Genomic DNA, 25,953 nt, shown 5'->3' with positions numbered 1-25,953 from the left:
GGCCGTTGATGGTCGGTGGATAGCGCCTACGCCCTGGCCGACTGCGCCGCCGCGCTGCCCGCGTAGAGTTCGGCGAGCAGTTCCTCCTCGGTGGCGCCGCGTCGCCAGTAACCGGTGAACGTGACGCGTTTGCGGTCGAAGGCGCGGGCGTCGGGGGCGGCGCCGACGAGGTGGCGGCGCAGGCGTCTGACTTCTCCGGCTTCGCCGCCGATCCAGGCGTAGGGCGTGCCGTCGGGCAGGCGGGCCCCGCTTACGGCGTGGGTCAGCGAGGGTCCGCGGCCGCGGACGAGCCAGGTGATCTCGGCGTCGGCCCAGGTGTGCAGCGCCTGGACGCCGTCGCAGTGGGCTACCTCGATCCACGCGCGGACCGGCGTGGCCGGACTGATCCACTCGAGGATTCCGGCGACGGCGGGGAGTGCCGACTCGTCGCCGGCCAGCAGGATCCAGTCCGTTTCCGGGGGCGGGCGGAAGTCGATGCCCGCGTTGTCCGCCTCGCTGGGGCCGAGCGCGGTGATGCGGTCCCCGGCCAGGCAGTGCAGCGCCCACGCCGCGGCCGGGCCCGGGCTCAGGTGCACCGCGAAGTCCACGTCCACCTCGCCGAGTTCGCGCCGCTGCTCGCGCACCGTGTACGTGCGCATCAGGGCACGCACACTCGGGTCCATTGCGCGCCACCGCGCGTACCAGTTCTCGCCCGCCTCCACCGGTACGTTCGCGAGGTCCTGGCCGGGCTGTGGAAAGAAGAGCTTGAAGCGTTGGTCCCGGCCCCCTGACGCGAACTCGGCCAGGCCGCCGGGCGCGGCGCCGCGGAACGTGACCCGCTGCACGCTCGGGCTGACCCGGCGCGTGCGCGCGACCTCGAACTCGAAGAACCGGTAGCCCATCTCAGGCCACCTTCTTCGCGTTTCGCAGCGCGTCGGCGAAGCCCTGCACGATCGGGCCGATCGCCGTATACGAATAGCGCGATTCGGAGTTCCAGGAGACGATCTGATCCGCCCTCACCGCGGGCAGCGCGGTCCAAGTGGCCTTGCCGGTCAGGTCGGCAGGCTGCAGGGTGCCGGTCCGGTCGTCCAGCAGGATCACGTCGGCCTGGTACCTTCCGGCGTTCTCCCAGCTCAGGCTCTCGAAGAAGCCGCCGACCACGTTCGTGGGCCGGATGAACGAGACGCCGAGTTGCTCGAAGTAACTCAGGTCCGGATAGATCTTCGGGTTGCTGATGTAGAGCAGGTCGGCGCTGGCCGAAGCGGCCATGACCGTGATCGTGCTCTTACTCTTCGCCGCGCTGCGCAACTGCTCGACGGCCTGCTGGAACGCGGTCTTGGCGGTAACCACGGCGGACGCCGTCAGGTCGGCGCCGAGCAGTCCGGCGAGCTTCTCGTAGTGCGCGAGCGGCGTGGTCAGCGGTTCGCTCGCGACGGTGATCCCGATCGTCGGCGCGAGCTTCTCGATCTTCGCCAGGCTTGCCGCCGGGACGTACCAGAGCGAGTCCTTCTCCCACATGTCGGTGATCAGCAGCTGTGGGTTGAGCTCGGCGTACTTCGCGACGTCGAACTCGCCGTACGCGTTGCCGAGTACGGTCAGCTTGTCCACCGGCAGGTTGCCCGCCATCGGGTCCGCCTTGCCGTTGGCCTGCCTGGTCGGCCCGAACACGCCGACGATCCGGTCGGTGACGCCGAAGTCGTAGAGCGCGGCGGCCGTTCCCGTGTACGCGACGACCTTCGTGGGCGCGGAGTCCAGGCGCACGGCCGCGCCGCGGTCGTCGATGAACGTCCAGGGTCCGCCGCTCGCACTCGACGAGGCGTCAGCCGTCGAGACGGTCGCGCTGCACGCCCCGAGCAGTCCGATCGCCCCGAGTCCGAGCCCAGCGCCGAGGCCGGATTTCAGCACGCGGCGGCGGCTCGGGTGTGTCATCAGGCCGGGGCGAGTCCTGTGCCGGCCGGCGGTCCGGAGTGCGGGCAGGGCCATGGGCGGTCCTCTCTCGAAATGGTGTGACTTAGGGTAGCCTAACCTAAGCTTCGATCAAGCCCCCGGGAGTCCCATGCCGACCCGCCGAGCCCTCGGAATTGCTGTCGCGCTCTGCGCCCTACTGGTCGTCTGCGTCCTGAGCCTCGCGGTCGGATCCCTGCCGCTCGCTCCGTCCGCGGTCTGGCACGGGCTCACCGATCCGGCGTCCGGCGCGTACGCCGTCGTGCACCAGATGCGGCTGCCGCGCACGCTGCTCGGCCTGCTCGCCGGGACCGCGCTAGGCCTGGCCGGGGCGGTGATGCAGGCGCTGACCCGCAATCCTCTGGCCGACCCCGGATTGCTGGGCGTGAACGCGGGCGCCTCCGCGGCGGTGGTCACGGCGACCGCGTTGCTCGGCATCTCCAGCCTTGGCGGGTACATCTGGTTCGCGCTCGGCGGCGCGGCGGTCGTCTCAGTGCTCATCTACGCGATCGGCGGCGGAGGTTCGAGCACGCCCGCGCGGCTGGCGCTGGCCGGAACCGCCGTGAACGCGGCGCTCTACTCGTACGTCGGCGCGGTTGAACTGCTGGACACGGACGCGCTGGACCGGATGCGTTTCTGGACGGTCGGATCCCTCGCGGACGCCGAACCCGGCACCGTGCTGCGGATCACGCCGTTCATCCTCGTCGGCGTGCTCCTCGCGCTCGGCTGCGCGAAGCCGCTCAACACCCTGGCCCTCGGTGACGATGCCGCCACGGCCCTCGGCGGTAGACCCGCGCTCACTCGTGCCGTCGCGATCATCGCCATCGTGCTGCTGTGCGGCTCGGCCACGGCCGCGTGCGGGCCGATCGTGTTCGTCGGCCTGATGGTCCCCCAGATAGCCGCGCGAATAACCGGTCCCGACCTGCGTTGGCTGCTGCCGTACAGCGCGATCCTGGCTCCGATTCTGCTACTCGGCGCGGATATCGTCGGCCGGGTCATCGCGCGGCCCTCAGAGATCGAGGTCGGAGTCCTCACGGCCGTCGTCGGCGGACCGGTCTTCCTGCTCACGGTCGTCGGGCGGCGGCCATGAAGCGCTCCGCGGCCGTCTCAGCGGTCTTCATCGCGCTCGCCGCCGTCGCCGCGATCCTCACTGTCAACGTCGGCCAATTCACCGGCGGCATCACCGAAGCCGACGCATTCACCATCAACGAGTTGCTCCTGCCGCGAATGCTCACCGCGGTCCTGGCAGGCGCCGCGCTCGCCCTCGCCGGAGCCGTCTTCCAGTCCGTCACGCGCAATCCCCTCGGCAGCCCGGACGTGCTCGGCTTCACGCAGGGGGCCGCGACGGGAGCGCTCGTCGGAATCCTCGCGCTCGGCGGGGGAGTGGTGGCCGTCGCCGCCTCCGCATGGATCGGCGCGGTCGGCTGCGCGGTCGCGGTCTATCTCGTCGCGCGCCGAGGCGGCGTGACGGGTGGGGCCAAGCTCATTCTCGTCGGCATCGGCATCGCGACGATCCTCAGCGGCGTCAACGAATACCTGATCACCCGCGCGAACATCGTCGACGCGGCGGCCGCGTCGCTGTGGATCACGGGGAGCCTCGACGGGAGTTCATGGCCGGGCGTCGTCCTGCTCGCCGTCGCCACGCTCCTCATCGCCCCCGCGATCCTGCTCGCCTCCCGGTCGCTGCGCATCCTCGAACTCGGCGACGACCTCGCGACCGGCCTCGGCCTGCGCGGCGAGCGAATCAGACTGCTCACGCTCACCGGCGCGGTGCTGCTGGCGGCCACGGCGGCGTCGCAGACCGGCCCTATCGCGTTCGTCGCCCTCTGCGCCCCGCACATCGCGCGCCGACTGACCCGACGCAGCGGCCCCAACCTGGTTCCGACACTCCTACTCGGCGCCGCGCTGATGGAGTGGGCCGATTACCTTGCCCGGCACGCGATCCCCGGCCGCGAGCTGCCGGTCGGAGTCGTCACGGGCGTGCTCGGCGGCGGCTATCTCATCTACCTCCTCGCCCACCAGCGCAAGATCGGACAGCTATGAGCAGGCTCGCGACGCACGGCCTCACCCTGGCTTACGGCCGTCGCCAGGTCATGCGCGACCTGGACGTCGAGATCCCGGACCGCTCGTTCACCGTCATCATCGGCGCCAACGGCTGCGGCAAGTCCACCCTGCTCCGCGCCCTCGCGCGCGTACTCAAGCCCGCAGCAGGAACAGTGCTGCTGGACGGCAGGGCGATCGGCGAATACCCGAGCCGTCACGTGGCCCGCACGATCGGCCTGCTGCCTCAGTCCCCGATCACGCCGGACGGCATCACGGTCGCCGAACTCGTCAGCCGCGGCCGCTTTCCGCATCAGGGAGCCCTGCGCCGGGAGTCGGAGCCCGACCGCGTCGTCATCGAACGCTGCCTCGCCGAGACCGGGCTGACCGACCTCAGCCAACGTCCCGTGGCCACTCTCTCCGGCGGCCAGCGGCAGCGCGCCTGGATCGCGATGGCGCTCGCTCAGGACACCGAACTGCTGCTGCTCGACGAGCCGACGACCTACCTCGACCTGGCGCATCAGATCGAGGTGCTGGACCTGTGCGCCCGGCTGCACGCCGCGGGCCGCACCGTCGTGGCCGTTCTGCACGACCTCAACCAGGCCGCCCGCTACGCCTCGCACATGATCGTTCTGCGTGAGGGCGCCGTCATCGCGGAGGGCGCGCCCGGCGACGTCATCACGGCTAAGCTCGTCGAACAGGCCTTCGGGCTGCGGGCGCGGATCATCGAGGATCCGGAGACGGGGACGCCTCTGGTGATCCCCCTTCCCACCCAAGTTACCGCCAAGTAGGATCCGATCGAGAGCGCCGACTGATTTCAGCGGCGACCGAGCAGCGGAAGGTGCGGTCCGTCCATGTCTTCAACGGAGCAGCGGGATCGGGATCGGCCCTGGGTGATGCGCACGTACGCGGGCCACTCCACCCCGGCCGAGTCCAACGCCCTGTACCGGCGCAACCTGGCCAAGGGGCAGACGGGCCTGTCCGTGGCCTTCGACCTGCCCACCCAGACCGGCTACGACGCGGACGCGGAGCTGGCCGCCGGCGAGGTGGGCAAGGTCGGCGTTCCCGTCGCCCACCGCGGCGACGTGGCGCGGCTGTTCGAGGGCATCCCGCTGGCCGAGATGAACACCTCGATGACGATCAACGCCACCGCGATGTGGCTGCTCGCGCTCTACCAGGTCGCCGCCGAGGAGCAGGGCGCGGACCCGGCGCTGCTGGCCGGCACCACGCAGAACGACATCATCAAGGAATACCTCTCGCGCGGCACGTACGCCTTCCCGCCCGGCCCCTCGCTGCGGCTGACGACGGACACCATCGCGTACACCGTGAACGCGATGCCGAAGTGGAACCCGATCAACATCTGCAGCTACCACCTGCAGGAGGCGGGCGCCGAGCCGGTCCAGGAGATCGCCTACGCGCTGTCCACGGCGATCACCGTGCTCGACGCCGTGCGCGACTCGGGCCAGGTCCCGCCGGAGCGCTTCGACCTCGTCGTCGGGCGGATCTCCTTCTTCGTCAACGCGGGTGTGCGCTTCGTCGAAGAACTCTGCAAGATGCGCGCGTTCACCCGTCTCTGGGACGAGATCACCCGCGAGCGCTACGGCGTGACCGACCCGTCCGCGCGCCGCTTCCGGTACGGCGTGCAGGTCAACTCGCTCGGCCTGACGGAGGCTCAGCCGGAGAACAACGTCGCGCGCATCGTGCTGGAGATGCTCGCGGTCACGCTGTCCAAGGACGCCCGCGCCCGCGCCGTGCAGCTTCCGGCCTGGAACGAGGCGCTCGGCCTGCCGCGTCCCTGGGACCAGCAGTGGTCGCTGCGCCTCCAGCAGGTCCTGGCCTTCGAGTCGGACCTGCTCGAATACGGCGACCTCTTCGACGGCTCGCACGTCGTCGAGGCGAAGGTCGACGAACTGGCCGAGGCGGCTAAGGCCGAGATGCGGCGGATCGAGGAGATGGGCGGCATCGTCCCGGCCGTCGAATCCGGATATCTGAAGTCGCAGCTGGTCGGCAAGCACGCCGAGCGCCGGGCGCGCATCGAGACCGGCGAGCAGATCGTCGTCGGCGTCAACAAGTTCCGGGAGACGGAGCCGAACCCGCTCACCGCGGACCTCGACGCCGCGATCCAGAGCGTGGACCCGGCGGTCGAGCAGGCCGCCGCGGACGCTCTGAAAGTGTGGCGCGCCGAGCGGGACAACGCGGCCGTCGACGCGGCGCTGGCCCGGCTGCGCAAGGACGCCGCCGACTCCGCCGTGAACCTGATGCCCGCCACGCTCGAATGCGCGCGCGCCGGCGCCACCACCGGCGAGTGGGCCGGCGCACTCCGCGAGGTCTTCGGCGAGTTCCGCGCCCCGACCGGCGTCGCCGCGGCGGCCGTCGGCACGCAGGTCTCGCCCGAACTCGCCGCGCTACGCGAGCAGGTGCGCGAGGTCGGCGAACGGCGCGGACGCAGGCCGCGCATGCTGGTCGGCAAGCCCGGCCTCGACGGCCACTCCAACGGCGCCGAACAGATCGCCGTGCGCGCCCGCGACGCCGGCTTCGAGGTCGTATACCAGGGCATCCGGCTCACCCCGGCGCAGATCGCCGCGGCCGCCGTCGCGGAGGACGTGGACGTCGTCGGCCTGTCCGTGCTCTCGGGTTCGCACCTGCGCATCGTCCCGGACGTACTGCGCCTGCTCGCCGACGCCGGCGCGGCCGAGATGCCCGTCGTCGTCGGCGGGATCATTCCCGAGGCCGACGCCGAAGTGCTGTTGCGACAGGGAGTGAAGGCCGTATTCACGCCGCGTGACTACGATCTGACGGCGATTCTGGGCAAAGTGCTCAGCCTCGTGGCCTGATTCGCCCGATTTAGCAAGAAAAACACCTGTGCCGGGAACACGGCTGAACGTCGTGTTCCCGGCACAGGTGTTTAACGCTGATTCACCCGAGAATTCCTCCCGGATTCACCGCGCCCGCGCCGAGACGGCTCAGGCGTTGGCGTCGGCCTTCACCCCGGCCTCGGCGGCGGCGTCGATGTCGTGCTCCTTGATGAACTCGTCGCCGAGCACCTGGTGCGCGGCGTGCAGGTGGTCGAGGTCCACCTCGCCGTTCTCCGACGCGTGCCCGTCCAGCGCGGCCAACACCCGCTCGACCGGCCCGTGGTCCCCGCCGAGCCGCTGCTCCGCGTAGACGGCTATGCCCAGCTTGAGGAGCAGCTTCGCACCGTGACGGTGGATGTTCCACTCCTCGATGCTGTGCTCGGTCTCCTCGAAGGCCTTCTCCGAGACCTCCATTGCCTTTGCCAAAAAGCTCATCGCAATCCTCAGTTGTCCACGGGAGGCGACTGAGCGCTCCCCCTCAGGCATGACAGTCAATACCCGCGCACTTTACTCCACCGGAGGTGACACCGCGTAGGGTCCGTTGCGGGGCAAGGCAATCGAGAGAGCAATCGTTAGAACAACCGGGATTCGACGTCGTCGAAACCGCGCAGTACGTCGTAGTCCAGCACCTGGCAGCCGATGCCGCGGTCGGTGGCCAGCACCCGCGCCTGGGGTTTGATCTCCTGCGCGGCGAAGATTCCCCGGACTGGCGCGAGCAGCGGATCGCGGTTGAGGAGCTCCAGATACCGCGTCAGCTGTTCGACGCCGTCGATCTCGCCGCGGCGCTTGATCTCCACGGCGACGGTCGTGCCCCTGGCGTCCTTGCACAGGATGTCCACCGGGCCGATGGCGGTGGGGTATTCGCGCCGGACGAGGCGGTAACCGGGGCCGAGAGTCTCGATCTGCGCGGCCAGAAGTTGTTGCAGATGCGACTCGACGCCGTCCTTCTGCAGGCCGGGGTCGACGCCGAGCTCATGGGATTCGTCGTGGAAGACCTCTTCCAGGCGGATGATCAGCTTCTCGCCCGCCTTGTTGGTCACCGTCCACAGGCCCGGCTCCTCCTTGACCGTGCACGGCGGGCTCATCCAGTTCAGCGGCTTGTAGGAGCCGCCGTCCGAATGCACCAGCACCGAACCGTCGGCCTTGTGGATGAGCAGGCGCTTGGCGCTGGGCAGGTGGGCGGCGAGGCGTCCGGCGTAGTCGACGCTGCACTGGGCGATGACGAGGCGCATCCGGTCAGCCTAGTCCAGGCGCGTGCGTCGTTCGCACGCGTCGCCCGACGCGTGCGACGGTCGGATCAGTGTGCTGAACGGACGTCCGGTCACGCGTGAATATCGAGCGCCCCCTCGGTGAAGGTGTGAGGAGCCCCCGGCGCGGTCATTCATTTCTGTGAGCGCACCATGACAGCTGCGACGCCTCACGAAATGAGAGTGGAGCCCACACATGTCCCTGGACGTCACACCGGATCTGCTGGCGGCCGCGGAGCGCGGCGAGATCGCCGACGCCGAGTTCGCCGACTGCGTGCGCACCTCGCTGCCGTACGCCTGGTCCATGATCAGCACTCTGTCGACGCGGCTGCACGTCGAGGGCGGCCCGTTCGCCGACAACACCACTCCGCCGGCCACGGAGCCGGAGCGCGGGCAACTGCTGCGGGCCCTCGCGTCCGACGCGATCCGCGGCTGCCTCGAGCGGTACTTCGGAGTCAAACTCGCGTTCCAGAACTGCCACCGGGTCGCCGTCTTCCCGGCCGCGGACGGGGAGCCGGGAATGGAGTCCGGCGCCTACCGCCGCTTCGTCTCCCCGCGGGCCCAGCTGCTCAACCAGTCCCCGGAACTGCGCGACTGCTGAGCGCGGGTGGTGAACGCCCCGGGCACGGGGTGTTCACTCGTTCGAGTACACGGAAGGGAGTGGTGGTCCGAAAACTGTCAGACCCGTGTGGTGGGGTGGGCTTCGCGGAGAACTCCGTGACGAGGGAACCCCGGCGGGGAGAGACCGGTCGAGGCCGCCGCATGCGCAGTGGAGGGCGCGTGCGGGGAAGGCGGCGTCGACCGGTCTCACGGCTTTCGTTCCGCACGGCGGTCGCCGAGGCCGGTCGGATGATCGGGCCGGCCGGTACTGTGGCCGCATTCACACTGACGTCCGGTGCCGGTAGGTTGGATACTGACCGGTAACAAGTGGCCGTACCCCGAGCGCGGGACGGTACCGAGCGGACAAGGGAGTCGGCAGTGGCGCGGGACTTCAAGACAGTGGGCGTGGTGGGCCTGGGCACCATGGGTGCGGGCATCGCCGAGGTGCTGGCCAGGAACGGCATCCGGGTGTACGGCGTCGAGCAGGACGCCGCCGCGCTCAACCGGGGGCGGGCGCACGTTGCCCACTCGACCCGGCGCGCGGTCTCGAAGGGCAAGCTGAGCGCGCAGGACGCCGCGGCGCTGCTCGACCGCGTCACCTTCACGACGGACCTGGCCGACCTGGCCGGCGTCGATCTCGTCATCGAGGCGATCCCGGAGCGGCTCGAACTCAAGCGGGGGCTGTTCCAGCAGCTCGACTCGATCTGCGGCGCGGACGCGATCTTCGCGACCAACACCTCCTCGCTCTCGGTCACCGAGATCTCCGTGGCCACCTCGCGCCCCGGCCGCGTCGTCGGCATCCACTTCTTCAACCCGGCGCCGGTCATGAAGCTCGTCGAGGTCGTGCGCACGGTCGTCACCGAGCCCGAGGTGCTGGCCGACGTCGAGGCCCTGGCCGCGCGGCTCGGCAAGAGCCCGGTCGTGATCGGCGACAAGGCCGGCTTCATCGCGAACGCGCTGCTGTTCGGCTACCTCAACCACGCCGCCACGATGTACGAGGCGCGCTACGCGTCTCGCGAGGACATCGACGCCGCGATGCGGCTCGGCTGCCGGCTGCCGATGGGCCCGCTCGCGCTGCTCGACCTGATCGGCCTGGACACCGCGTACGAGATCCTCGACACGATGTACAAGCAGTCGCGCGACCGGCTGCACGCCCCCGCGCCGATCCTCAAGCAGATGAAGACGGCCGGACTGCTCGGCCGCAAGGTCGGCCGCGGCTTCTACACCTACGAGCAGCCGGGTGTGCCCACCGTCGTCCCGGACGACCTGACCTCCGAGGGCGCCAAGCACGCCGCGCCCGGCCGCACCGTCGACCGCGTCGCCGTGGTCGGCTCGGGCACCATGGCCGGCGGCATCGCCGAGGTCTGCGTCAAGGCCGGCCTGGAGACGGTGCAGATCGCCCGCTCCAAGGAGAAGGCCGAGGCGGCGCGGGCGGCGGTCGAGAAGTCGCTCGGCCGGGCCGTGGCCAAGGGCAAGCTGGCGGCGGACGAGCGGGACGCCGCGCTGGCCCGGCTCACCTCCAGCGGCAGCCTGACCGACGCGGCCGACTGCGACCTGGTGATCGAGGCCGTGATCGAGGACGTGGAGGTGAAGACGGCGCTGTTCCGCGAACTCGACGGGATCTGCAAGCCGGGCGCGGTGCTGGCCACGACCACCTCCAGCCTCCCGGTGATCGACTGCGCGGTGGCCACGAGCCGCCCGGCGGACGTCGTCGGCATCCACTTCTTCAACCCGGCGCCGGTGATGGAGCTGGTCGAGGTCGTGCACACCGTCGCCACCGCCTCGGACGTGCTCACCACGGTGCACGAGCTGTGCGAGCGGCTCGGCAAGCACCCGGTGGACTGCGCCGACCGCGCCGGATTCATCGTCAATGCCCTGCTTTTCCCGTACCTGAACGACGCGGTCAAGATGCTCCAGGCGCACTACGCGACGGCCGACGGCATCGACACCGCGATGAAGCTCGGCTGCGGCTACCCGATGGGCCCGTTCGAGCTGCTCGACGTGGTCGGCCTGGACGTCGCGCTGGCCATCGAGCGGGTGCTCTACCTGGAGTTCCGTGAGCCCGGCTTCGCCCCGGCCCCGCTGCTCGAGCACCTGGTCACGGCGGGATACCTGGGCCGCAAGACCAGTCGCGGATTCCGCGACCACACGTCCTGAGCCAGGTCCCCGAAGTTCGCGCGCGGGCTGCGAGAATGGATTCGTGAGCCCGCGCAAGAACTCCAAGTGGTCACGTCCGACGCCCGACCCGGACGACCTCTCGCGCTCCTTCGGCTACCAGCGCACCGAGTCCGCCCCGGACGGCGAGGACTGGATCGTGCGCCAGGTCACCGGCGCGGCCGCGACCAAGACCTACCGCTGCCCCGGCTGCGACCACGAGATCCCGCCCGGCACGCCCCACCTCGTCGCCTGGCCGAGCGTCCCCGAATACGGCTCCGGCGGCGGCGTCACCGAACGCCGCCACTGGCACACCGCCTGCTGGAACTCGCGCGGGCGACGCCAGCGGCGGTAGGGCCGCCACCGCCCTAGGCGTCCCGATGCCGGAAGGCCCAGAACGCCGGGACGAGTAGCACCGCGGTCCAGATCAGCAGGGCGACGAGGCCGCCGGCGGGGGAGAGTTCCGGGGCGCCGTTCGATGTGGTCGCGTGGGTGGCCATCATGGCGCTGCCGGCGTTGGAGGGCACGATCTTGTTGATGTCCTTGCCGGTCGTGCCGGGCAGGAAGTTCGTGATGATCGGCAGTACGAAGAACAGGCCGACGAGCGAGGAGATCGCGCCGGCGGTGTGCCGGAGCAGGAAGCCCAGGCCGAGGCCCATCAGCGCGACGAGCGTCAGGTACACCGGCACGGCGAGCAGCGCGCGCAGGTTGGCTGCCTGACTCAGCGACAGGTCCACGCCGTGTTTCGTGAAGAACGGGCTGGCCACCGCGTACGAGGCGAACGCGATGACGATTCCGAGCAGTAGCACGACGATGGCGAGCACGCTGGCCTTCGCGAGGAACAGCGTGGCGCGGCGCGGGAAGGCGGTGAGTGAGGTGCGCATCATGCCGGTGCCGTACTCGGTGGATACGACCATGACGCCGAGCACGCCCGTCACCAGCACGCCGAAGAAGACTCCCGTGACCACCGTCGACATGCCCGTCGTCGCGCGGTCGCTCTGCGAGATCGTGTCCCAGTTGGCCGAGGTGACGGCCGCGATCAGCAGCGAGATCCCGACCGATACCACCAGGCAGATCAGCAGCGTCCAGTAGGTGGAGCGCACGCTGCGGATCTTGGCGAACTCGCTGTCCATCGCCTCCGCGAACGTGATTCGCCGGGCCGGTCCCTCGAGGCGGAAGGCGCGGGTGGTGGTGGCGCTCACTGGGTACGCTCCTTGACCTGCGAGTTCTGGATCTCCTGCGGGACCGGCGTGCCCCAGCCCGGCATGGCCGTTCCATCAGGCACGCGCTGTCCGCCCGCCAGACCCGCGTCGCCCGTCTGGCCCGCGTGGTACTCGACCGAACCGGCCGTCAGCCGCATGAACGCCTCTTCGAGCGAGGACTGAACCAGCGTCAGTTCGTGCAGCCACAGGCCCGCGGTCCCGGCCACGTCTCCGATCTGCGCGGGCTGCGCGTCGAACACGTGCACGGACGCGTCCGGCTGCGGCTCGATCCGCCAGCCGCGCGAGGCCAGTTTCGGTCCTAGATCCGCCATCTGCGGGGAGCGCACGCGGACGTAGCTCACCGAGTTCTTCGCGATGAAGTCGGCCATCGGCTCGTCGGCGAGGATCTTGCCGAGGCCGATCACGACGAGGTGATCCGCCGTCAGCGCCATCTCGCTCATCAGGTGGCTGGAGACGAAGACCGTCCGCCCCTCCGCGGCCAGCGCCTTCATCAGGTTGCGGATCCAGAGGATGCCCTCCGGGTCCAGGCCGTTGACCGGCTCGTCGAACATCAGGATTCCCGGGTCGCCGAGCAGCGCCGCCGCGATGCCGAGCCGCTGGCCCATGCCGAGCGAGAATCCGCCGGACCGCTTCTTGGCCACGCTGTGCAGGCCGACCAGGTCGATCACCGCGTCCACCCGGCCGCGCGGCAGGCCGTTCGCCTTCGCCAGCACGAGCAGGTGGTTGTACGCGGTCCGTCCGCCGTGCACGGCCTTGGCGTCCAGCAGCGCGCCGACCTCCCGCAGCGGCGCGGCGAGCCGGTGGTACGGGACGCCGTTGATGGTCACCGAGCCGGAGCTCGGCCGGTCCAGGCCGAGGATCATCCGCATCGTGGTCGACTTGCCCGCGCCGTTCGGCCCGAGGAAGCCGGTCACCTTGCCCGGCGCGACGGTGAAATCCGCCTGGTCCACCGCGAGCCGGGGACCGTAGCGCTTGGTCAGCGCGGTCGCTTGGATCATGGAGACAAGCCTGCCCGAATAGTCGGGAATCAACCATTCGGGCAGGCTTTAGAGGTACGGCTTCTTTTAGCGGTACAGCCTCTTGAGCTGCGGGGACCTTACGCGTCCCGGCGCACGAGCAGGTACGCGGCCAGCGCCCAGAGCAGCGCGGTCCACGCGGCGAACACGCCGTAGCCCTCCCACGAGCTGATCAGGAAGTTGTCCGGCAGCCGCTTGCCGATGATCGCGAAGCCGGCGTTCGTCGGCTCGTAGGTGTACAGGTACTTGCCGACCCGGCCGGGGATCAGCTGGATCAGGTTGCTGATCACCAGCAGCAGCGCGACGATGCCGGTGATCGCGCCCGCGACGTGCCGGATCAGCGAGCCCAGGACCAGCGAGAACAGGCCGAGCATGCCCAGGTACAGGCCGACGCCGAACACCTGCCGGACGTCCCCGCTGCTCAGGTTCACCGTCAGCAGGCTCTTGAAGGTCTGCCGGCCGATGAAGAAGCCGGCGAAGGCGATGACCTCGCCGATCACCAGGATCAGCAGCGCGAAGACGATCGACTTGGCCGCCAGCATCCGCACCCGGTGCGGGCTGGCCAGCAGCGTCGAGCGGATCATGCCGGTGGAGTACTCGCTCGCCGTCACCATCACGCCGAGAATCGCGACCGCGAGCTGGCCGACGAACAGCCCCGAGCTCATGATCGAGCCGATCGGGTCCTCGATCAGGTTCGCCTGCTGCGTCGGCGTGGCCTGCTTCCAGTTCGAGACCGTCAGATACGGGAACAGCCAGCTGAAGAACAGGAACGCGATGATCAGCGCGATCAGCGACCAGTAGGTCGAGCGTACCGAGCGGATCTTCGTCCACTCGGCCAGCAGCAGGCGGCCGAAGTGCGCGTGGCCGGTGCCGGCGGCCTGCATCGTGGTCGGAGTCAGAACACTGTCACGCGCGGCCATCGGAACCTCCGAGAACGGGTGCGGACCGGTGCGCGAACTCGCCGGACTCCCGGGTGAGCTCCATGTACGCCTCTTCCAGCGAGGCCTTCTGCGGCGTGAGTTCGTGCAGCACCAGGCCGCGTTCGGCCGCGAGCTCGCCGATCTGCGGAGCGGTGCTGCCGGTGACGATCAGCGCGCCGGCGTCGTTCGTGTTCGCGACGGACCAGCCGCGTTCGCCGACCGCCGCCCGGAACGAGTCGGCGTGCGGCGTGCGTACCAGCACCGCGGTGTCCGAGAACTGCGCGATGAACTGGCCGACCGGCATGTCCGCCTGCAGCTTGCCGCGGCCGATGACGATCAGGTGGTCGGCGGTCACGGCCATCTCGTTCATCAGGTGGCTCGACACGAAGATGGTCCGGCCGTCCGACGCGAGGGCCTTGAGCAGTTGCCGGATCCAGAGCACGCCCTCGGGGTCGAGCCCGTTGACCGGCTCGTCGAGGATGAGGATCTCGGGGTCGCCGAGCAGCGCCGCGGCGATGCCGAGCCGCTGGCCCATGCCGAGCGAGAAGCCCTTGGTGCGCTTGCCGGCCACCGCGCTCAGGCCGACGAGGTCCAGGACCTCGGAGACCCGCTTCTTCGGCACGCCCTGCGTCTGCGCGAGATAGAGCAGATGGTTGAACGCGCTGCGGCCGCCGTGCACGGCCCGCGCCTCGAGCAGCGCGCCGACGTATCGCAGCGGATCACGCAGATCGCGGTACGGCTTGCCGTCGATGAGCGCGTTGCCGGAGGTCGGCCGGTCGAGACCGAGGATCAGCCGCATCGTGGTGGACTTCCCGGCCCCGTTCGGCCCCAGGAAGCCGGTGATCCGGCCAGGTTCGACCGCGAAACTGAGGTGGTCCACGGCGGTCGTGTCGCCGTACTTCTTGACGAGGTCCTTGACTTCGATCATGGTGCCCCCTCTCCCGTACACGGTACTGCCTGACGCACCGCCGCGCTCGGAAAAAGGAGAGGCGAGGGCCCCCTCGGCGTCTACCCACGCCGTCGAGGGGGCCCTCGCTTCCGGAATCTACCAGTATCAGAGCTCTGTTGTGAAATTGGATCTCTGATGAATTTCTAGGCGTCCCGGCGCTGGAACACCCACAGGCCCGCGAGCAGCGCGATCACGGCGTAGCCGATGTACACGCCGAAGCCGGCCCAGGCGCCGAACGCGGTGCCGACGTCGGCCGTGTGCTGCGTCGCCCAGACCTGGCTGCCGGCGTTGTACGGCAGCCACTTGTCGATGTCCTGCTGCCAGGAGGTCGGCATGAAGTTCGTGATGATGTTGATCACGAACAGCAGCGCCACGCCGAGGGTGATGGCCCCGGCCGTGTGCCGCAGTGCCGCGCCGATGCCGAAGGCCAGCAGCGCCGCGCCGACGAGGTAGAGCCCGCCGCCGGCCACGGCCTGCAGCGCGCCGTGCGTGCTCAGGCTCAGCGAGACGCCCTTCGTCGCCCAGAAGTGCGCGCCGATGAAGAACGAGGCGAAGGAGATGATCTCGCCGACGACGAAGGCCACCACCGTCAGGACCACCAGCTTGGCCAGGAAGACGTTCCCCCGGCGCGGCTGCGCGGAAAGGCTGGTGCGGATCATCCCGGTGGAGTACTCCGCGGTCACCGCGAGCGCGCCGAAGACGACCATGACCAGCTGTCCGAGGATGATGCCGAACATGGTGCGCTGCACCAGGTCCTTCTGCGCGAGCTGGGCCGCGGTCTCGGTGGTGTGGTTGGCCTGGCCCCAGTTGCCCAGGGCGCTGATACCCACGCCGATGATGATCGCAGCGGCCAGGGTCCAGGTCGTCGACTTCACCGAGCGGATCTTCGTCCACTCGGAGCGCAGCGCACCGCTGAAGCCGGCCCGGCCGCTCGCCTCCGGCAGCGGAGTCATGCCGCCGAAGACGGCCGGAGTGTCGGTCATCGCGCTCATGCTCAGGCCCCCTTACCGGCCGGAACGGCCGCGTGGTACTCGACGCTGTCCTTGGTCAGCTCCATGAAGGCCTGCTCGAGCGAGGCCTGGATCGGGCTGAGCTCGTGCACCCGGATCTGGTTGTCGAACGCCAGGTCGCCGATTTGGGTCATGCCCAGCTTCGTCACCACCAGCGCGTCCTCGCCGTCGGCGCGCGCGATGCCGCCCTTCTCCGCGAGCAGCGCGCCGAGCTGCTCGAGCTGCGGGGTGCGCACCCGGATGGACAGCTCGGAGTTGTTGTCGATGAACTCCTGCACCGTGCAGTCCGCGACCAGCTTGCCGCGGCCGATCACGATCAGGTGGTCGGCGGTGCTCTCCATCTCGCTCATCAGGTGGCTGGAGACGAACACCGTGCGGCCCTCGGCGGCCAGCGCCTTCATCAGGTTCCTGATCCAGAGGATGCCCTCCGGGTCCAGGCCGTTGACCGGCTCGTCGAACATCAGCACCTTGGGGTCGCCGAGCAGCGCCGCCGCGATGCCGAGCCGCTGGCCCATGCCGAGCGAGAAGCCCTGGGAGCGCTTCTTCGCCACGGCGTTCAGGCCCACCAGCGCGAGTACCTCGTCGACCCGCTTCTTCGGCAGATTATTGGTCTGCGCGAGGCAGAGCAGGTGGTTGTACGCGCTGCGGCCGCCGTGCACCGCCTTGGCGTCGAGCAGCGCGCCCACCTCGCGCAGTGGGTGCGCGGCCTGGCGGAACGGCTTGCCGTTGACGGTGACCGCGCCGGACGTCGGGGCGTCGAGGCCCAGGATCATCCGCATCGTGGTCGACTTCCCGGCGCCGTTGGGGCCGAGGAACCCGGTCACCTGACCGGGCTTCACCGAGAACGACAGCTGGTCCACGGCCAGCTTGTCCCCGTAGCGCTTGCTGAGGCCTGCCGCCTCGATCATGGTGGGCTCACTCCCCGGAGCTTGAAACTCTTAACGGACGGCCCCAAAGGTAGCCAGTTCGCCACCTGAGCGTCGTCCGCCTCCGGGATGGTCCGCCGACGGCGCCGGTGCTACCTCAGGGGGACGGCGGCGGACCTGGAGGATCCTCCGAGAAGGCCACGTGCGCGCGCGGCCCGGCTTCGGTGCTCCGCCCCATGGATACGCCGCGTCCCGCGCAGTTCACTGGGGGGAACCGTGGAAGGGAGTGGGCCTGGTGGAGTTCATGACCGCGGAGGACTGGACACACGCGCTCCGGATCAAGCAGCGGCGGCCCGAGGCCACCGCGGTCAGCGGCGGCACCGACGTGATGGTCGAGCTCAACTTCGACCTGCGCCGGCCCGAGGCGCTGCTCGACCTGAGCCGGATCAGGGAGCTGAAGGACTGGGACGTGGTCGGCGGCTCCGTGCAGCTCGGCGCGGGGGTCAGCTACACCCGGATCATCGAGGAGCTGTCCGACCGGCTGCCCGCCCTGGCGATGGCCGCGCGCACGGTCGGCTCGCCGCAGATCCGCAACCGCGGCACGGTCGGCGGGAACCTGGGCACCGCGTCCCCGGCGGGCGACGTGCATCCCGTGCTGCTCGCGACCGGGGCCGTGGTCGAGGCGGAGTCCTTCCAGCGCGGCGTACGGCGCATCCCGGTCGACGGATACTTCACCGGCGTCAAGCGCAGCGCCCTGGAGCCGGACGAGCTGATTCGCGCCGTCGTGATCCCGACCGCCGCCGGACCGCAGCAGTTCTCGAAGGTCGGCACCCGCAACGCGATGGTGATCGCCGTCTGCTCCTTCGCCATCGCCCTGGACCTGGAGGCGCGCACCGTCGGCACCGGCATCGGCTCGGCCGGACCGACCCCGCTCGCCGCCCGGGCCGCCGAGCGCTTCCTGGTCGGGGAGCTGGACTGGGACACGCTGAGCGTCACCGAGGCCGCCGCCGCCCGCTTCGGAAAGCTCGTCGCGCGGGCCGCCCAGCCGATCGACGACGTCCGCGGCTCGGCGGCATACCGCAGGCACGCGCTCGAGGTGCTCGCGATACGGGCCCTGGGATGGATCCGGGGCGCGGCATGACCACTGCCGGGATGCGACTTCAGCTGACGATCAACGGCCGGACCTGCGTGGCGACCGACGTGCCGCCGTACGCCTCGCTGCTGAACGCGCTGCGCGACCACTTCGGGCTGCCCGGCGCGAAGAACGCGTGCGAACAAGGCGAGTGCGGTTCGTGCACGGTTTTTCTCGACGGCACGCCGGTTTGTTCGTGCCTCGTCGCCGCGGGCCAAGCCGCGGGCGCCTCGGTGACGACGGTCGAGGGGCTGGCCGACGAGGAAGGACTCAGTCTCGTGCAGCAGGCTTTCGTCGCGGCGGGCGCGGTGCAGTGCGGCTTCTGCACCCCGGGATTTTTGATGGCGGTCCGTGACCTCCAATACCGGGTCCGAGGTCGTACAATCATAAACCTCGATGACGAAGAGGTCCGTGAAGCGCTGGCCGGGAACCTGTGCCGCTGCACCGGATACGAGAAGGTGATCGACGCCGTTCGCGCGGCGCTCGCCCACCCGACCGTTCCACAGCCGCCGGTGGGGGCAAGCGGATGAGCGGGACCCTCGTTATCGAGAACTGCGCCGTCGCTACCGTGGACGAGCGTGGTTCCGAGTATGCCGTCGGTTACGTGGTGGTCTCCGACGGCAGAATCGTGCAGGTGGGCCCCGGAGCTGCCCCGGTCCGCTGGCACGATGGAGCCCGGGTGGTGGACGGTAGTGGGTGCCTTGCCACCCCCGGGCTCGTAAACTCACACCACCACCTCTATCAGTGGATCTTCCGCGGCCTCGCCCAGGACGCGACCCTCTTCGAGTGGCTCGTCGAGCTCTATCCGCGCTGGGCCCGGATCGACGAACCCGCGGTGTACGCGGCGGCCGGCGCCGGGCTCGGCTGGCTGGCGCTCAGCGGTTGCAGCACGTCGTCCGACCACCACTACCTGTTCCCGCGCGGCTCCGGCGACCTGCTCGGCGCGACGATCATGGCCGCGCGCGCGGTGGGCGTGCGGCTGGACGCGACGCGCGGCTCGATGGATCTCGGCGAGTCGGCCGGCGGATTGCCGCCGGACTCGGTCGTCGAGGACCTGGACGAGATCCTCAGCGCGAGCAAGGACGCCGTCGACCGGTATCACGACCCCTCGCCCGGCTCGCTGACCCGGATCGCGCTCGCGCCCTGTTCACCCTTCTCGGTGACGGGCGAGCTGATGAAGCAGTCCGCCGAACTCGCGCGGGACCTCGGCGTCCGGCTGCACACGCACCTGGCCGAGACCGTCGATGAGGACGATTACTGCCGCGAGCAGTTCGGGGTCACTCCTGCGGAGTACGTCGAATCGCTCGGCTGGATGGGTGCGGACGTCTGGTTCGCGCACGGCGTGCACCTCGACGACGCGGCGATCGCCCGAATGGCCGCTACCGCCACCGGCCTGGCGCACTGCCCTAGCTCGAATGGCCGACTGGGGGCCGGCCTCGCGCCGATCAAGACCCTGCTGAACGCGGGCGTGCCGGTCGGCCTCGGCGTGGACGGCGCCGCCTCGCAGGAATCCGGAATGCTCGTCGAGGAGCTGCGCCAGGCTGTCTACGTATCGCGACTACGGGCGCTCACCGGCGCGGCCGACCGCTCGATCGACGCCCGAACGGCGCTGCGGCTGGCCACGGCCGGTGGTGCCCGGGTGCTCGGTCGCCAGGACGAGATCGGCTCGCTGACTCCGGGCCGCTTCGCCGACATCGCGCTGTGGAAGCTGGACGGCCTCGGCCACGCGGACATCACCGATCCGGTGGCGGCCCTCGTCTTCGGCCCGCCCGCGCCGCTCAAGCTGCTGACCGTGAACGGCGAGGTCGTGGTCGAGGACGGCGAGCTGCGGACCGTGGATTCCGCCGAACTCGCGCGCGAGGCCAGGGCCGCGCACCTGCGGATGATGGAGGCGGGCTGAATGACCGTCACCGCTTCCACTGCTGTGAACAGGGGCGTCGGCGGGAGCCCGGTTCGCCCCGACGGCGTGCTCAAGGTCACCGGTGAGTTCGCGTACTCCTCCGACCTGTGGGTCGAGGGCATGCTCTACGGCGCGACCCTGCGCAGCCCGCACCCGCGCGCCAGGATCCTGCGCGTCGACACCGCGGCGGCGGCCGAGATGGCCGGAGTCCACGCCGTGCTCACCAGCGGCGATGTCCCCGGCAAGAAGACGTACGGCCTGATCGTGGACGACTGCCCGGTCCTCGCGACCGACGAGGTGCGCTACCACGGCGAGCCGGTCGCCATCGTCGCCGCCGACGACCTGGACACGGCCCGGCGCGCCTGCAAGCTGATCGCCGTCGAGTACGAAGTCCTCGAGCCGGTCTCCGACATGCACCGCGCCGCGTTCGACCCGGGCTCCCCGCGGGTGCACGCGGACCGCGGGAACAACATCGTGCGCTACCAGCCGGTTCGGCACGGCGATCCGGACGCCGAGGACGTTCGAGGCCGCGCGGCCGTCGTCGTTACCCGCGAGTACGAGGTCGGCATGCAGGACCAGGCCTTCCTCGGCCCCGAATCAGGACTCGCCATCCCGGCTGAGGACGGCGGCGTCGACCTGCACATCGCCACGCAGTGGCTGCACGTCGACCAGGAGCAGATGGCGCCCTGCCTCGCGCTGCCGCCCGAGAAGGTGCGGCTCACGCTCGCGGGCGTCGGCGGCGCGTTCGGTGGACGCGAGGACCTGTCGATGCAGATCCACGCCTCGATGCTGGCGCTGCGTACGCACCGCCCGGTCAAGATGGTCTACGACCGCAAGGAATCCTTCTTCGGGCACGTACACCGGCACCCGGCGGTGATGAAATACACGCACGGCGCCGACGCGGAGGGCCGGCTGGTGTTCGCGAAGGTCGAGATCCTGCTCGACGGCGGCGCGTACGCCTCGACCACGGAGGCGGTTGTCGGCAACGCGGCCTCGCTCGGCATCGGACCATACGAATGCTCCGATGTGCTGATCGAGGCGTACGGCCTTTATACGAACAATCCGCCGTGTGGGGCGATGCGGGGCTTCGGGGCCGTCCAGGCCTGCTTCGCCTACGAGTCGCAGATGGACGCGCTGGCCGCCGAACTGGGCATGAGCCCCGTCGAGATCCGCCGCGTCAACGCCGTCAAAGAGGGCTCGATCCTCCCCACCGGGCAGCGGATCGAGGGCCCCGCCCCCTTGCGCGAAATCCTCGAGGCACTCGTGACCATGCCGATGCCGCCCGCGCCGGGGAAGGGCGGTCGCAGGGAACTGCCACCTGGCGGCTACGGCAACACGACCAGGGGCGAGGGCGTGCGACGCGGTGTCGGCTATGGCGTCGGCATCAAGAACATCTGCTACTCCGAGGGCTTCGACGACTTCTCCACCGCGCGCGTGCTCCTGGAGATCTCCGGCGGCGAACCGATCGCGTCCGTGCACACCGCGGCGGCCGAGGTCGGTCAGGGCCTGGTCACGCTGCAGGCGCAGATCGCGCGCACCGAACTCGGGGTCGAGCACGCCGTGGTGCTGCCCGCGGACACGCAGGTCGGCTCGGCGGGTTCCTCCTCCGCGTCCCGCCAGTCGTACATGACCGGCGGCGCGGTCAAGACGGCCTGCGAAGCCGTCCGGATGGAAGTCCTCGAACTCGCGCGGCACAGGCTTCCTTCGCTCCTGGCCGCGGACGAATCCTGGTCCGACATCCACCTCGCCGAAGGCGCCCTCGTGCTCGGCGATCGGACGCTGGCCAAGCTCAGCGACGTACTCGGCACCGACGTCGTCGAGGCCACCCGCGAGTTCCACCACCGCCGCACGAACCCGCTCGATCCGGTGACCGGCCAGGGCGATTCGCACGTCCAGTTCGCGATGGCCGCGCACCGCGCCGTCGTCGACGTGGACGTCGAGCTCGGTCTGGTCCACGTCGTGCAGATGGACGTGGTCCAGGACGTCGGCAAGATCCTCAACCGACTTTCCCTGGAGGGCCAGATCCAGGGCGGCACCGCGCAGGGCCTCGGCCTCGCGCTGATGGAAGAGATCCAGACCCGCGACGGCCTCGTGCGCAACCCGTCGTTCACGGACTATCTGATCCCGACGATCCTCGACATGCCGCCGCTCAACATGCGCATCCTCGAATTCGCCGACCCCAATGCCCCGTACGGCCTGCGCGGCGCCGGCGAGCCTCCGACGCTGTCCTCGACCCCCGCGATCGTCGCCGCCGTCCGCGACGCCTGCGGCCGGCCGCTGAATCGGATCCCCTTGCGGCCCGACCAGATCGCGCTGGGGGATGACGATGTCTGACCTCACCGACCACATCGAGGCCTGGCACACCGCCGGCCACCCCTACGCCCTGGCCAGCATCGTGTCCGTGCACGGCAGCACCCCGCGCGACGTCGGCCCCGCGCTCGCCGTGGACGGCAGCGGGCAGGTCGTCGGCAGCGTCTCCGGAGGCTGTGTGGACGCCGCCGTATACGACCTCTGCCTTCGTGTCCTGGGCAGCGCGGACGACCCGACCCCGCTCCGCGAGACGTACGCGGAAACGGACGATGACGATGACCTGGCCCCCAACCTCGTCTGCGGCGGCGAGATCACCGTCGAGGCGCGCCGCGTCGACCCGCGCCTGGAAGGCCGACCGATGACCGAGCCCACCGATCCGCCGCGCCTGCTCATCTTCGGCGCCGTGGCCTTCGCCGACGCCCTCGTCAAGATGGGCAAGCTGCTCGGCTACCACGTCACCGTCTGCGACGCCCGCCCCATCTTCGCCACCCGCGACCGCTACCCGTGGGCCGACGAAGTCGTCGTCAGCTGGCCGCACAAGTACCTCGTCGAGACCCCGACCGACCCGCGCACGGCCATCTGCGTGCTCACCCATGACGAGCGCTTCGACGTCCCCGTCCTGCGCGAAGCCCTGTGCATGCCGGTCGCCTACGTCGGCGCCATCGGCTCCCGTCACACCTGCGCCCACCGCGTGGCCCGCCTCGAAGCCCTCGGCGTCCCCCCGGAGGCCCTCGCCCGCCTCCGCTCCCCGATCGGCCTCGACCTCGGCGCCCGAACCCCCGAAGAGGTCGCCGTCTCCATCCTCGCCGAGATCATCGCCGCCTCCCGCGGCGGCACCGGCCGCCCCCTCCACGAGACCGACGGCCCGATCCACCACAACGTCGTCCGGAGCGAATGACGTCCACCCATCGCTTGACACCGCACCCTAGGATTGCTGCTCGTGGCTGAACCCATAACCGTCGAGTTCGAGCTGGGCGCGGACGACGTGACCGATGCGCTGGGACTGCGGTCCGAGCGGAAGAACAGTCTGTACACCGCGGCCCTGATGGTGGTGTGCGGGGGCGTGTGCCTCGCGTTCTATCTGCAGGGCGACCGGCCCAAGATGTGGATGCCGGCGGCGCTGCTCGGGCTCTACGCGCTGGTCATGCTGGTCTACGCGCTGGTGCACCTGCCGCGCAAGATGCGGGCCGACGCCGCGCGGCTGGCCGGGGTGGCGCGGGTGAAGCTCGCCGAGGACGGGATCCGGTACGGCGGCTCGGGCACCGCGAAGGGGTACAGCTGGGGCAAGGTGCGCAGCGTGCTCGACCAGCCGGGCGCGTGGGTGATCATGGCGGGGAAGAAGTCCGAGGGCTTCGTCATCCCCAAGCAGGCCGTGCCCGAGGACCAGGCCGAACACTTCACGGCCGCGCTGCGCGAATGGTCGGGGAAGTCGTACAAGCAGCGCAAGCGCTGAGCCGCGCGGGCAGCGATCCGCGCCGATCGCGGTCCGCGCTCCGCGCCCCACACGCACTGCACCCTCAGGCCGATCCGCACTTCGTCCACGCTGCCCGCGGCGCGGGCGCGGTACCGTATCCGCACTATGCGGCTGCGTGATCTGGTCGACAGCGCCGAGCTCGGTCTTCTCATGGTGACCGGGCGTACCGGGCTGGACCGGGAGGTGCGGTCGATCATGGTCACCGACCTGCCCGAGCCGAACCGCTACCTGCGCGGCGGGGAACTCGTCGTCACCGGGCTGCTCTGGCGCACGGCGCAGGGCGAAGGGGACGCCGCGGCCGCCAGCGAACGCTTCGTCACCGCCGTCGCCGAGGGCCACGCGGCGGCCATCGCGGCGGGCGACACGACCGACGAGGCGCTCCCACCCGACCTTGTCGCGTCCTGCGCCCGGCACAACGTGCCGCTGCTGCATGTACCCGGACGGCTCTCCTTCGCTGAGCTGAGCGAGTGGTTCTCCCGCCGCACCTCCGAGCTGCGCGCGCACGACACCGGCGAGCTGCTGGCCCGGCACCGCAGGCTGCTCGGCGCGGGCGCCGGGCGCGGCGTGAGCGGGATCCTCGAGCTGATCTCCGCCGAGTCAGGGCTCGAAGGGCTGTTGATCAGCGCGGCGGGGGACGTGCTGGTCGAGCCGGGCACGTCCGTCGTGCCGCAGCTGGTGCACGTCATCACCCGCGAGTCGCTGCGCACGGCCGGGCAGCCGGAGCGGCGGGTCGAGTATCGCGGCGAGAGCTACAGCGTCTTCACGGTCAGCGGCGATTCGTCGATGCCGGTGGACGACTGGTACGTGGTCTTCGAGGGCGACTCGCGCAACTGGCCGCCGCAGCGGCGCGACGTGGCCCGCGGCGCCGCGCGCCTGCTCAGCGCGGAACGGCAGTGGCTCGCCGAGGCCCGCGAGCCGCTGCGCCAGCTCGGCCGGGAACTCGCGCAGCTGGCGGCGCGGGAGGGGCCGGTCGCCGAGATCGTGGCGCGGCTGCGGCCGGTCGGGCTCTCCGCGGTGGACGGGCTGCGCGTCGTGGTGCTGACGGTCGAGGGCAACAACCGGGCCGTCCGCGTGCTGCGGGCCCTGATCGACGACCCGCAGGGCACGAAGCCGCTGCCCGGAGCCGAACTGCCGGACGGGCGCGCGGTCGGGATCATCGGCGAGCCGCGGAGCGACGGGGACGCGGTGGAGCGGCTGACCGCGCGGCTCAAAGCCGTCGCGCCCGCACTCGGCCTGGACCGGGTCCACGTCGGCGTCAGCGATCTGGTGACCACCGCGACCGGGCTGTCCGCCGCCGTGCGCGAGGCGGGATACGCCCTCGGACTCGCCGCGCGCGGCCCGGACCGGCTGCACGTCGCCGGACACACCGACCTGGCCACGCATCAGGCGCTGCTCGCGCACGTCCCCGACGAACTGCGCGCCGGCTACGTCAACCGGCTGCTCGGCCCGTTGCGCGCGCACGACGAACGGCACCACGCCGCGCTCGAGGAGACCCTCGACGTGTTCCTGCAGTGTTCGGGATCCTGGAGCCGGTGTGCCGCGCAACTGCACATCCACGTCAATACCCTGCGATACCGGATCGCCCGGATCGCCGAGCTGACCGGACGCGACCCGACCACGCTGGAGGACCAAGTGGACCTGTTTCTCGCGCTGCGGGCCCGGTGAGGCGGATGAGCGTGGTGGGCATCGTGCTCGCGGCCGGCGGCGGAAGCCGGATGGGCGGACCGAAGGCGATCCTGGACTACCGCGGCGAGCCGCTGATCTCGCGCGCCGTCCGGACGGCCTTCGCAGGGGGCTGCGATCAAGTGTGCGCGGTGCTCGGCGCGGAGATCGAGCAGGCCGCGTCGTACGCGGAGGCCGCCGGAGCGTTCGTCGCCGTGAGCGAGGAGTGGGCCGACGGCATGGGCGTCTCGCTGCGCGCGGGCCTGGATGCGGTCGAGCGCGCGGCCCCGGACGCGTCCGCCGCGCTCGTGCTGCTTGTCGACCAGCCCGACATCACCGCTGAGGCAGTTGCCGCCGTGCTCGGCGCGCAGCACGAGTCGGATAACGAATCGATCCTCGTTGCCGCGGCATACGGAGGCAGGCGTGGTCACCCCGTGCTCATCGGCCGTGCGCACTGGGCCGAACTCCGCCCGACACTCACCGGCGACGTCGGTGCACGGGCATACCTGCAGGCCCACCGCGACGAGATCACCCTCGTACCCTGCGAAGCCGTCGCCGACCCGCGCGACCTCGACCGGCCGGAGGACCTCGGCGCGCGAGGTTGAGCCCCGGCCGATCCGCCGCGTGGCGGAAAACGTTCTCTGGCACCTGCTGCACGGCCGTACCAAAGCT

General features: G+C 70.4%; 25 protein-coding genes. 15 read left to right on the top strand and 10 right to left on the bottom strand.

The features are described 5' to 3' along the window. Positions 1–26: 26 nt before the first annotated feature. Both VG296_RS13845 and VG296_RS13840 read right to left on the bottom strand, forming a co-directional pair. Complete coding sequence (locus tag VG296_RS13845) at positions 27–881, bottom strand: siderophore-interacting protein (RefSeq protein ID WP_325566099.1); 855 nt, start codon at positions 879–881, stop codon at positions 27–29. Between the two features lies 1 nt (position 882). After that, a complete protein-coding gene (locus VG296_RS13840) occupies positions 883–1,908 on the bottom strand; it encodes an ABC transporter substrate-binding protein (RefSeq protein WP_325566098.1) in 1,026 nt (341 codons plus the stop codon). Between the two features lie 127 nt (positions 1,909–2,035). Between VG296_RS13840 and VG296_RS13835 the strand changes: the two genes are divergently transcribed. The 4 genes from VG296_RS13835 to VG296_RS13820 all read left to right on the top strand — a co-directional run bounded on the left by VG296_RS13835 (position 2,036) and on the right by VG296_RS13820 (position 6,797). Continuing rightward, on the top strand, positions 2,036–3,013 hold the full coding sequence (locus tag VG296_RS13835) for a FecCD family ABC transporter permease (protein ID WP_325566097.1): 978 nt from the start codon (positions 2,036–2,038) through the stop codon (positions 3,011–3,013). Beyond that, positions 3,010–3,966: a FecCD family ABC transporter permease gene (locus VG296_RS13830; protein WP_325566096.1), complete on the top strand. Its 957-nt coding sequence runs from the start codon at positions 3,010–3,012 to the stop codon at positions 3,964–3,966. Before VG296_RS13835 ends, VG296_RS13830 begins: the two co-directional genes overlap by 4 nt. After that, a complete protein-coding gene (locus tag VG296_RS13825; RefSeq protein ID WP_325566095.1) occupies positions 3,963–4,754 on the top strand; it encodes an ABC transporter ATP-binding protein in 792 nt (263 codons plus the stop codon). Before VG296_RS13830 ends, VG296_RS13825 begins: the two co-directional genes overlap by 4 nt. A 63-nt stretch (positions 4,755–4,817) precedes the next feature. Continuing rightward, positions 4,818–6,797 (top strand): methylmalonyl-CoA mutase family protein, encoded by a 1,980-nt coding sequence (locus VG296_RS13820; protein WP_325566094.1) that lies wholly within the window; start codon positions 4,818–4,820, stop codon positions 6,795–6,797. 129 nt (positions 6,798–6,926) lie between these two features. On the opposite strand, the gene VG296_RS13815 is transcribed toward VG296_RS13820, so the two are convergent. After that, positions 6,927–7,253 (bottom strand): hypothetical protein, encoded by a 327-nt coding sequence (locus VG296_RS13815; RefSeq protein ID WP_325566093.1) that lies wholly within the window; start codon positions 7,251–7,253, stop codon positions 6,927–6,929. Positions 7,254–7,390: 137 nt separating this feature from the next. After that, the gene (gene nucS / locus VG296_RS13810; RefSeq protein WP_325566092.1) at positions 7,391–8,050 is read right to left on the bottom strand and encodes an endonuclease NucS; all 660 of its coding nucleotides are present in this window, start codon (positions 8,048–8,050) and stop codon (positions 7,391–7,393) included. Positions 8,051–8,261: 211 nt separating this feature from the next. Between nucS and VG296_RS13805 the strand changes: the two genes are divergently transcribed. The 3 genes from VG296_RS13805 to VG296_RS13795 all read left to right on the top strand — a co-directional run bounded on the left by VG296_RS13805 (position 8,262) and on the right by VG296_RS13795 (position 11,174). After that, on the top strand, positions 8,262–8,666 hold the full coding sequence (locus VG296_RS13805) for an SCO5389 family protein (protein WP_325566091.1): 405 nt from the start codon (positions 8,262–8,264) through the stop codon (positions 8,664–8,666). 377 nt (positions 8,667–9,043) lie between these two features. Further along, positions 9,044–10,822 (top strand): 3-hydroxybutyryl-CoA dehydrogenase, encoded by a 1,779-nt coding sequence (locus tag VG296_RS13800; RefSeq protein WP_325566090.1) that lies wholly within the window; start codon positions 9,044–9,046, stop codon positions 10,820–10,822. Positions 10,823–10,865: 43 nt separating this feature from the next. Then, positions 10,866–11,174 (top strand): hypothetical protein, encoded by a 309-nt coding sequence (locus VG296_RS13795; RefSeq protein ID WP_325566089.1) that lies wholly within the window; start codon positions 10,866–10,868, stop codon positions 11,172–11,174. A gap of 13 nt (positions 11,175–11,187) precedes the next feature. Here VG296_RS13795 and VG296_RS13790 read toward each other — a convergent pair whose 3' ends face one another. The 6 genes from VG296_RS13790 to VG296_RS13765 all read right to left on the bottom strand — a co-directional run bounded on the left by VG296_RS13790 (position 11,188) and on the right by VG296_RS13765 (position 16,845). After that, positions 11,188–12,021: an ABC transporter permease subunit gene (locus tag VG296_RS13790; protein WP_325566088.1), complete on the bottom strand. Its 834-nt coding sequence runs from the start codon at positions 12,019–12,021 to the stop codon at positions 11,188–11,190. After that, positions 12,018–13,040 carry an ABC transporter ATP-binding protein gene (locus VG296_RS13785; RefSeq protein WP_325566087.1) on the bottom strand — a complete coding sequence of 341 codons (1,023 nt, stop codon included), beginning with the start codon at positions 13,038–13,040 and terminating at the stop codon, positions 12,018–12,020. Before VG296_RS13785 ends, VG296_RS13790 begins: the two co-directional genes overlap by 4 nt. Positions 13,041–13,138: 98 nt before the next feature. Then, a complete protein-coding gene (locus VG296_RS13780) occupies positions 13,139–13,978 on the bottom strand; it encodes an ABC transporter permease (RefSeq protein ID WP_325566086.1) in 840 nt (279 codons plus the stop codon). Further along, entirely contained in the window at positions 13,965–14,906 is a 942-nt protein-coding gene (locus VG296_RS13775) for an ABC transporter ATP-binding protein (protein ID WP_325566085.1), read from the bottom strand. The genes VG296_RS13780 and VG296_RS13775 overlap by 14 nt, the downstream gene beginning before the upstream one ends. A gap of 164 nt (positions 14,907–15,070) precedes the next feature. Next, positions 15,071–15,919: an ABC transporter permease subunit gene (locus tag VG296_RS13770; protein ID WP_325566084.1), complete on the bottom strand. Its 849-nt coding sequence runs from the start codon at positions 15,917–15,919 to the stop codon at positions 15,071–15,073. A gap of 2 nt (positions 15,920–15,921) precedes the next feature. Next, positions 15,922–16,845, bottom strand: coding sequence for an ABC transporter ATP-binding protein (locus tag VG296_RS13765; RefSeq protein ID WP_325566083.1), 924 nt, complete (start codon positions 16,843–16,845; stop codon positions 15,922–15,924). A 262-nt stretch (positions 16,846–17,107) separates the two neighbouring features. On the opposite strand from VG296_RS13765, the gene VG296_RS13760 reads away from it, so the two are divergent. The 8 genes from VG296_RS13760 (at position 17,108) to VG296_RS13725 (ending at position 25,886) form a co-directional block, all read left to right on the top strand. Beyond that, entirely contained in the window at positions 17,108–17,944 is an 837-nt protein-coding gene (locus VG296_RS13760) for an FAD binding domain-containing protein (protein WP_325566121.1), read from the top strand. Positions 17,945–17,955: 11 nt separating this feature from the next. After that, entirely contained in the window at positions 17,956–18,465 is a 510-nt protein-coding gene (locus VG296_RS13755; RefSeq protein ID WP_349259552.1) for a (2Fe-2S)-binding protein, read from the top strand. Beyond that, a complete protein-coding gene (locus VG296_RS13750; RefSeq protein WP_325566081.1) occupies positions 18,462–19,835 on the top strand; it encodes an 8-oxoguanine deaminase in 1,374 nt (457 codons plus the stop codon). The genes VG296_RS13755 and VG296_RS13750 overlap by 4 nt, the downstream gene beginning before the upstream one ends. Beyond that, positions 19,836–22,169, top strand: coding sequence for a xanthine dehydrogenase subunit D (gene pucD / locus VG296_RS13745; RefSeq protein ID WP_325566080.1), 2,334 nt, complete (start codon positions 19,836–19,838; stop codon positions 22,167–22,169). Further along, on the top strand, positions 22,162–23,043 hold the full coding sequence (locus VG296_RS13740; protein WP_325566079.1) for an XdhC/CoxI family protein: 882 nt from the start codon (positions 22,162–22,164) through the stop codon (positions 23,041–23,043). Before pucD ends, VG296_RS13740 begins: the two co-directional genes overlap by 8 nt. 42 nt (positions 23,044–23,085) lie before the next feature. Next, the gene (locus VG296_RS13735) at positions 23,086–23,598 is read left to right on the top strand and encodes a YcxB family protein (RefSeq protein ID WP_325566078.1); all 513 of its coding nucleotides are present in this window, start codon (positions 23,086–23,088) and stop codon (positions 23,596–23,598) included. Between the two features lie 126 nt (positions 23,599–23,724). After that, the gene (locus tag VG296_RS13730; RefSeq protein ID WP_325566077.1) at positions 23,725–25,284 is read left to right on the top strand and encodes a helix-turn-helix domain-containing protein; all 1,560 of its coding nucleotides are present in this window, start codon (positions 23,725–23,727) and stop codon (positions 25,282–25,284) included. 5 nt (positions 25,285–25,289) lie between these two features. Continuing rightward, positions 25,290–25,886 carry a nucleotidyltransferase family protein gene (locus tag VG296_RS13725; RefSeq protein WP_325566076.1) on the top strand — a complete coding sequence of 199 codons (597 nt, stop codon included), beginning with the start codon at positions 25,290–25,292 and terminating at the stop codon, positions 25,884–25,886. Positions 25,887–25,953: the final 67 nt, after the last annotated feature.

The organism is Actinospica sp., from assembly GCF_035552695.1.
Classification (GTDB): domain Bacteria; phylum Actinomycetota; class Actinomycetes; order Streptomycetales; family Catenulisporaceae; genus Actinospica.
Note: the sequence above shows the minus strand (reverse complement) of the source record. Positions and strands in the feature narration are given on the sequence as shown.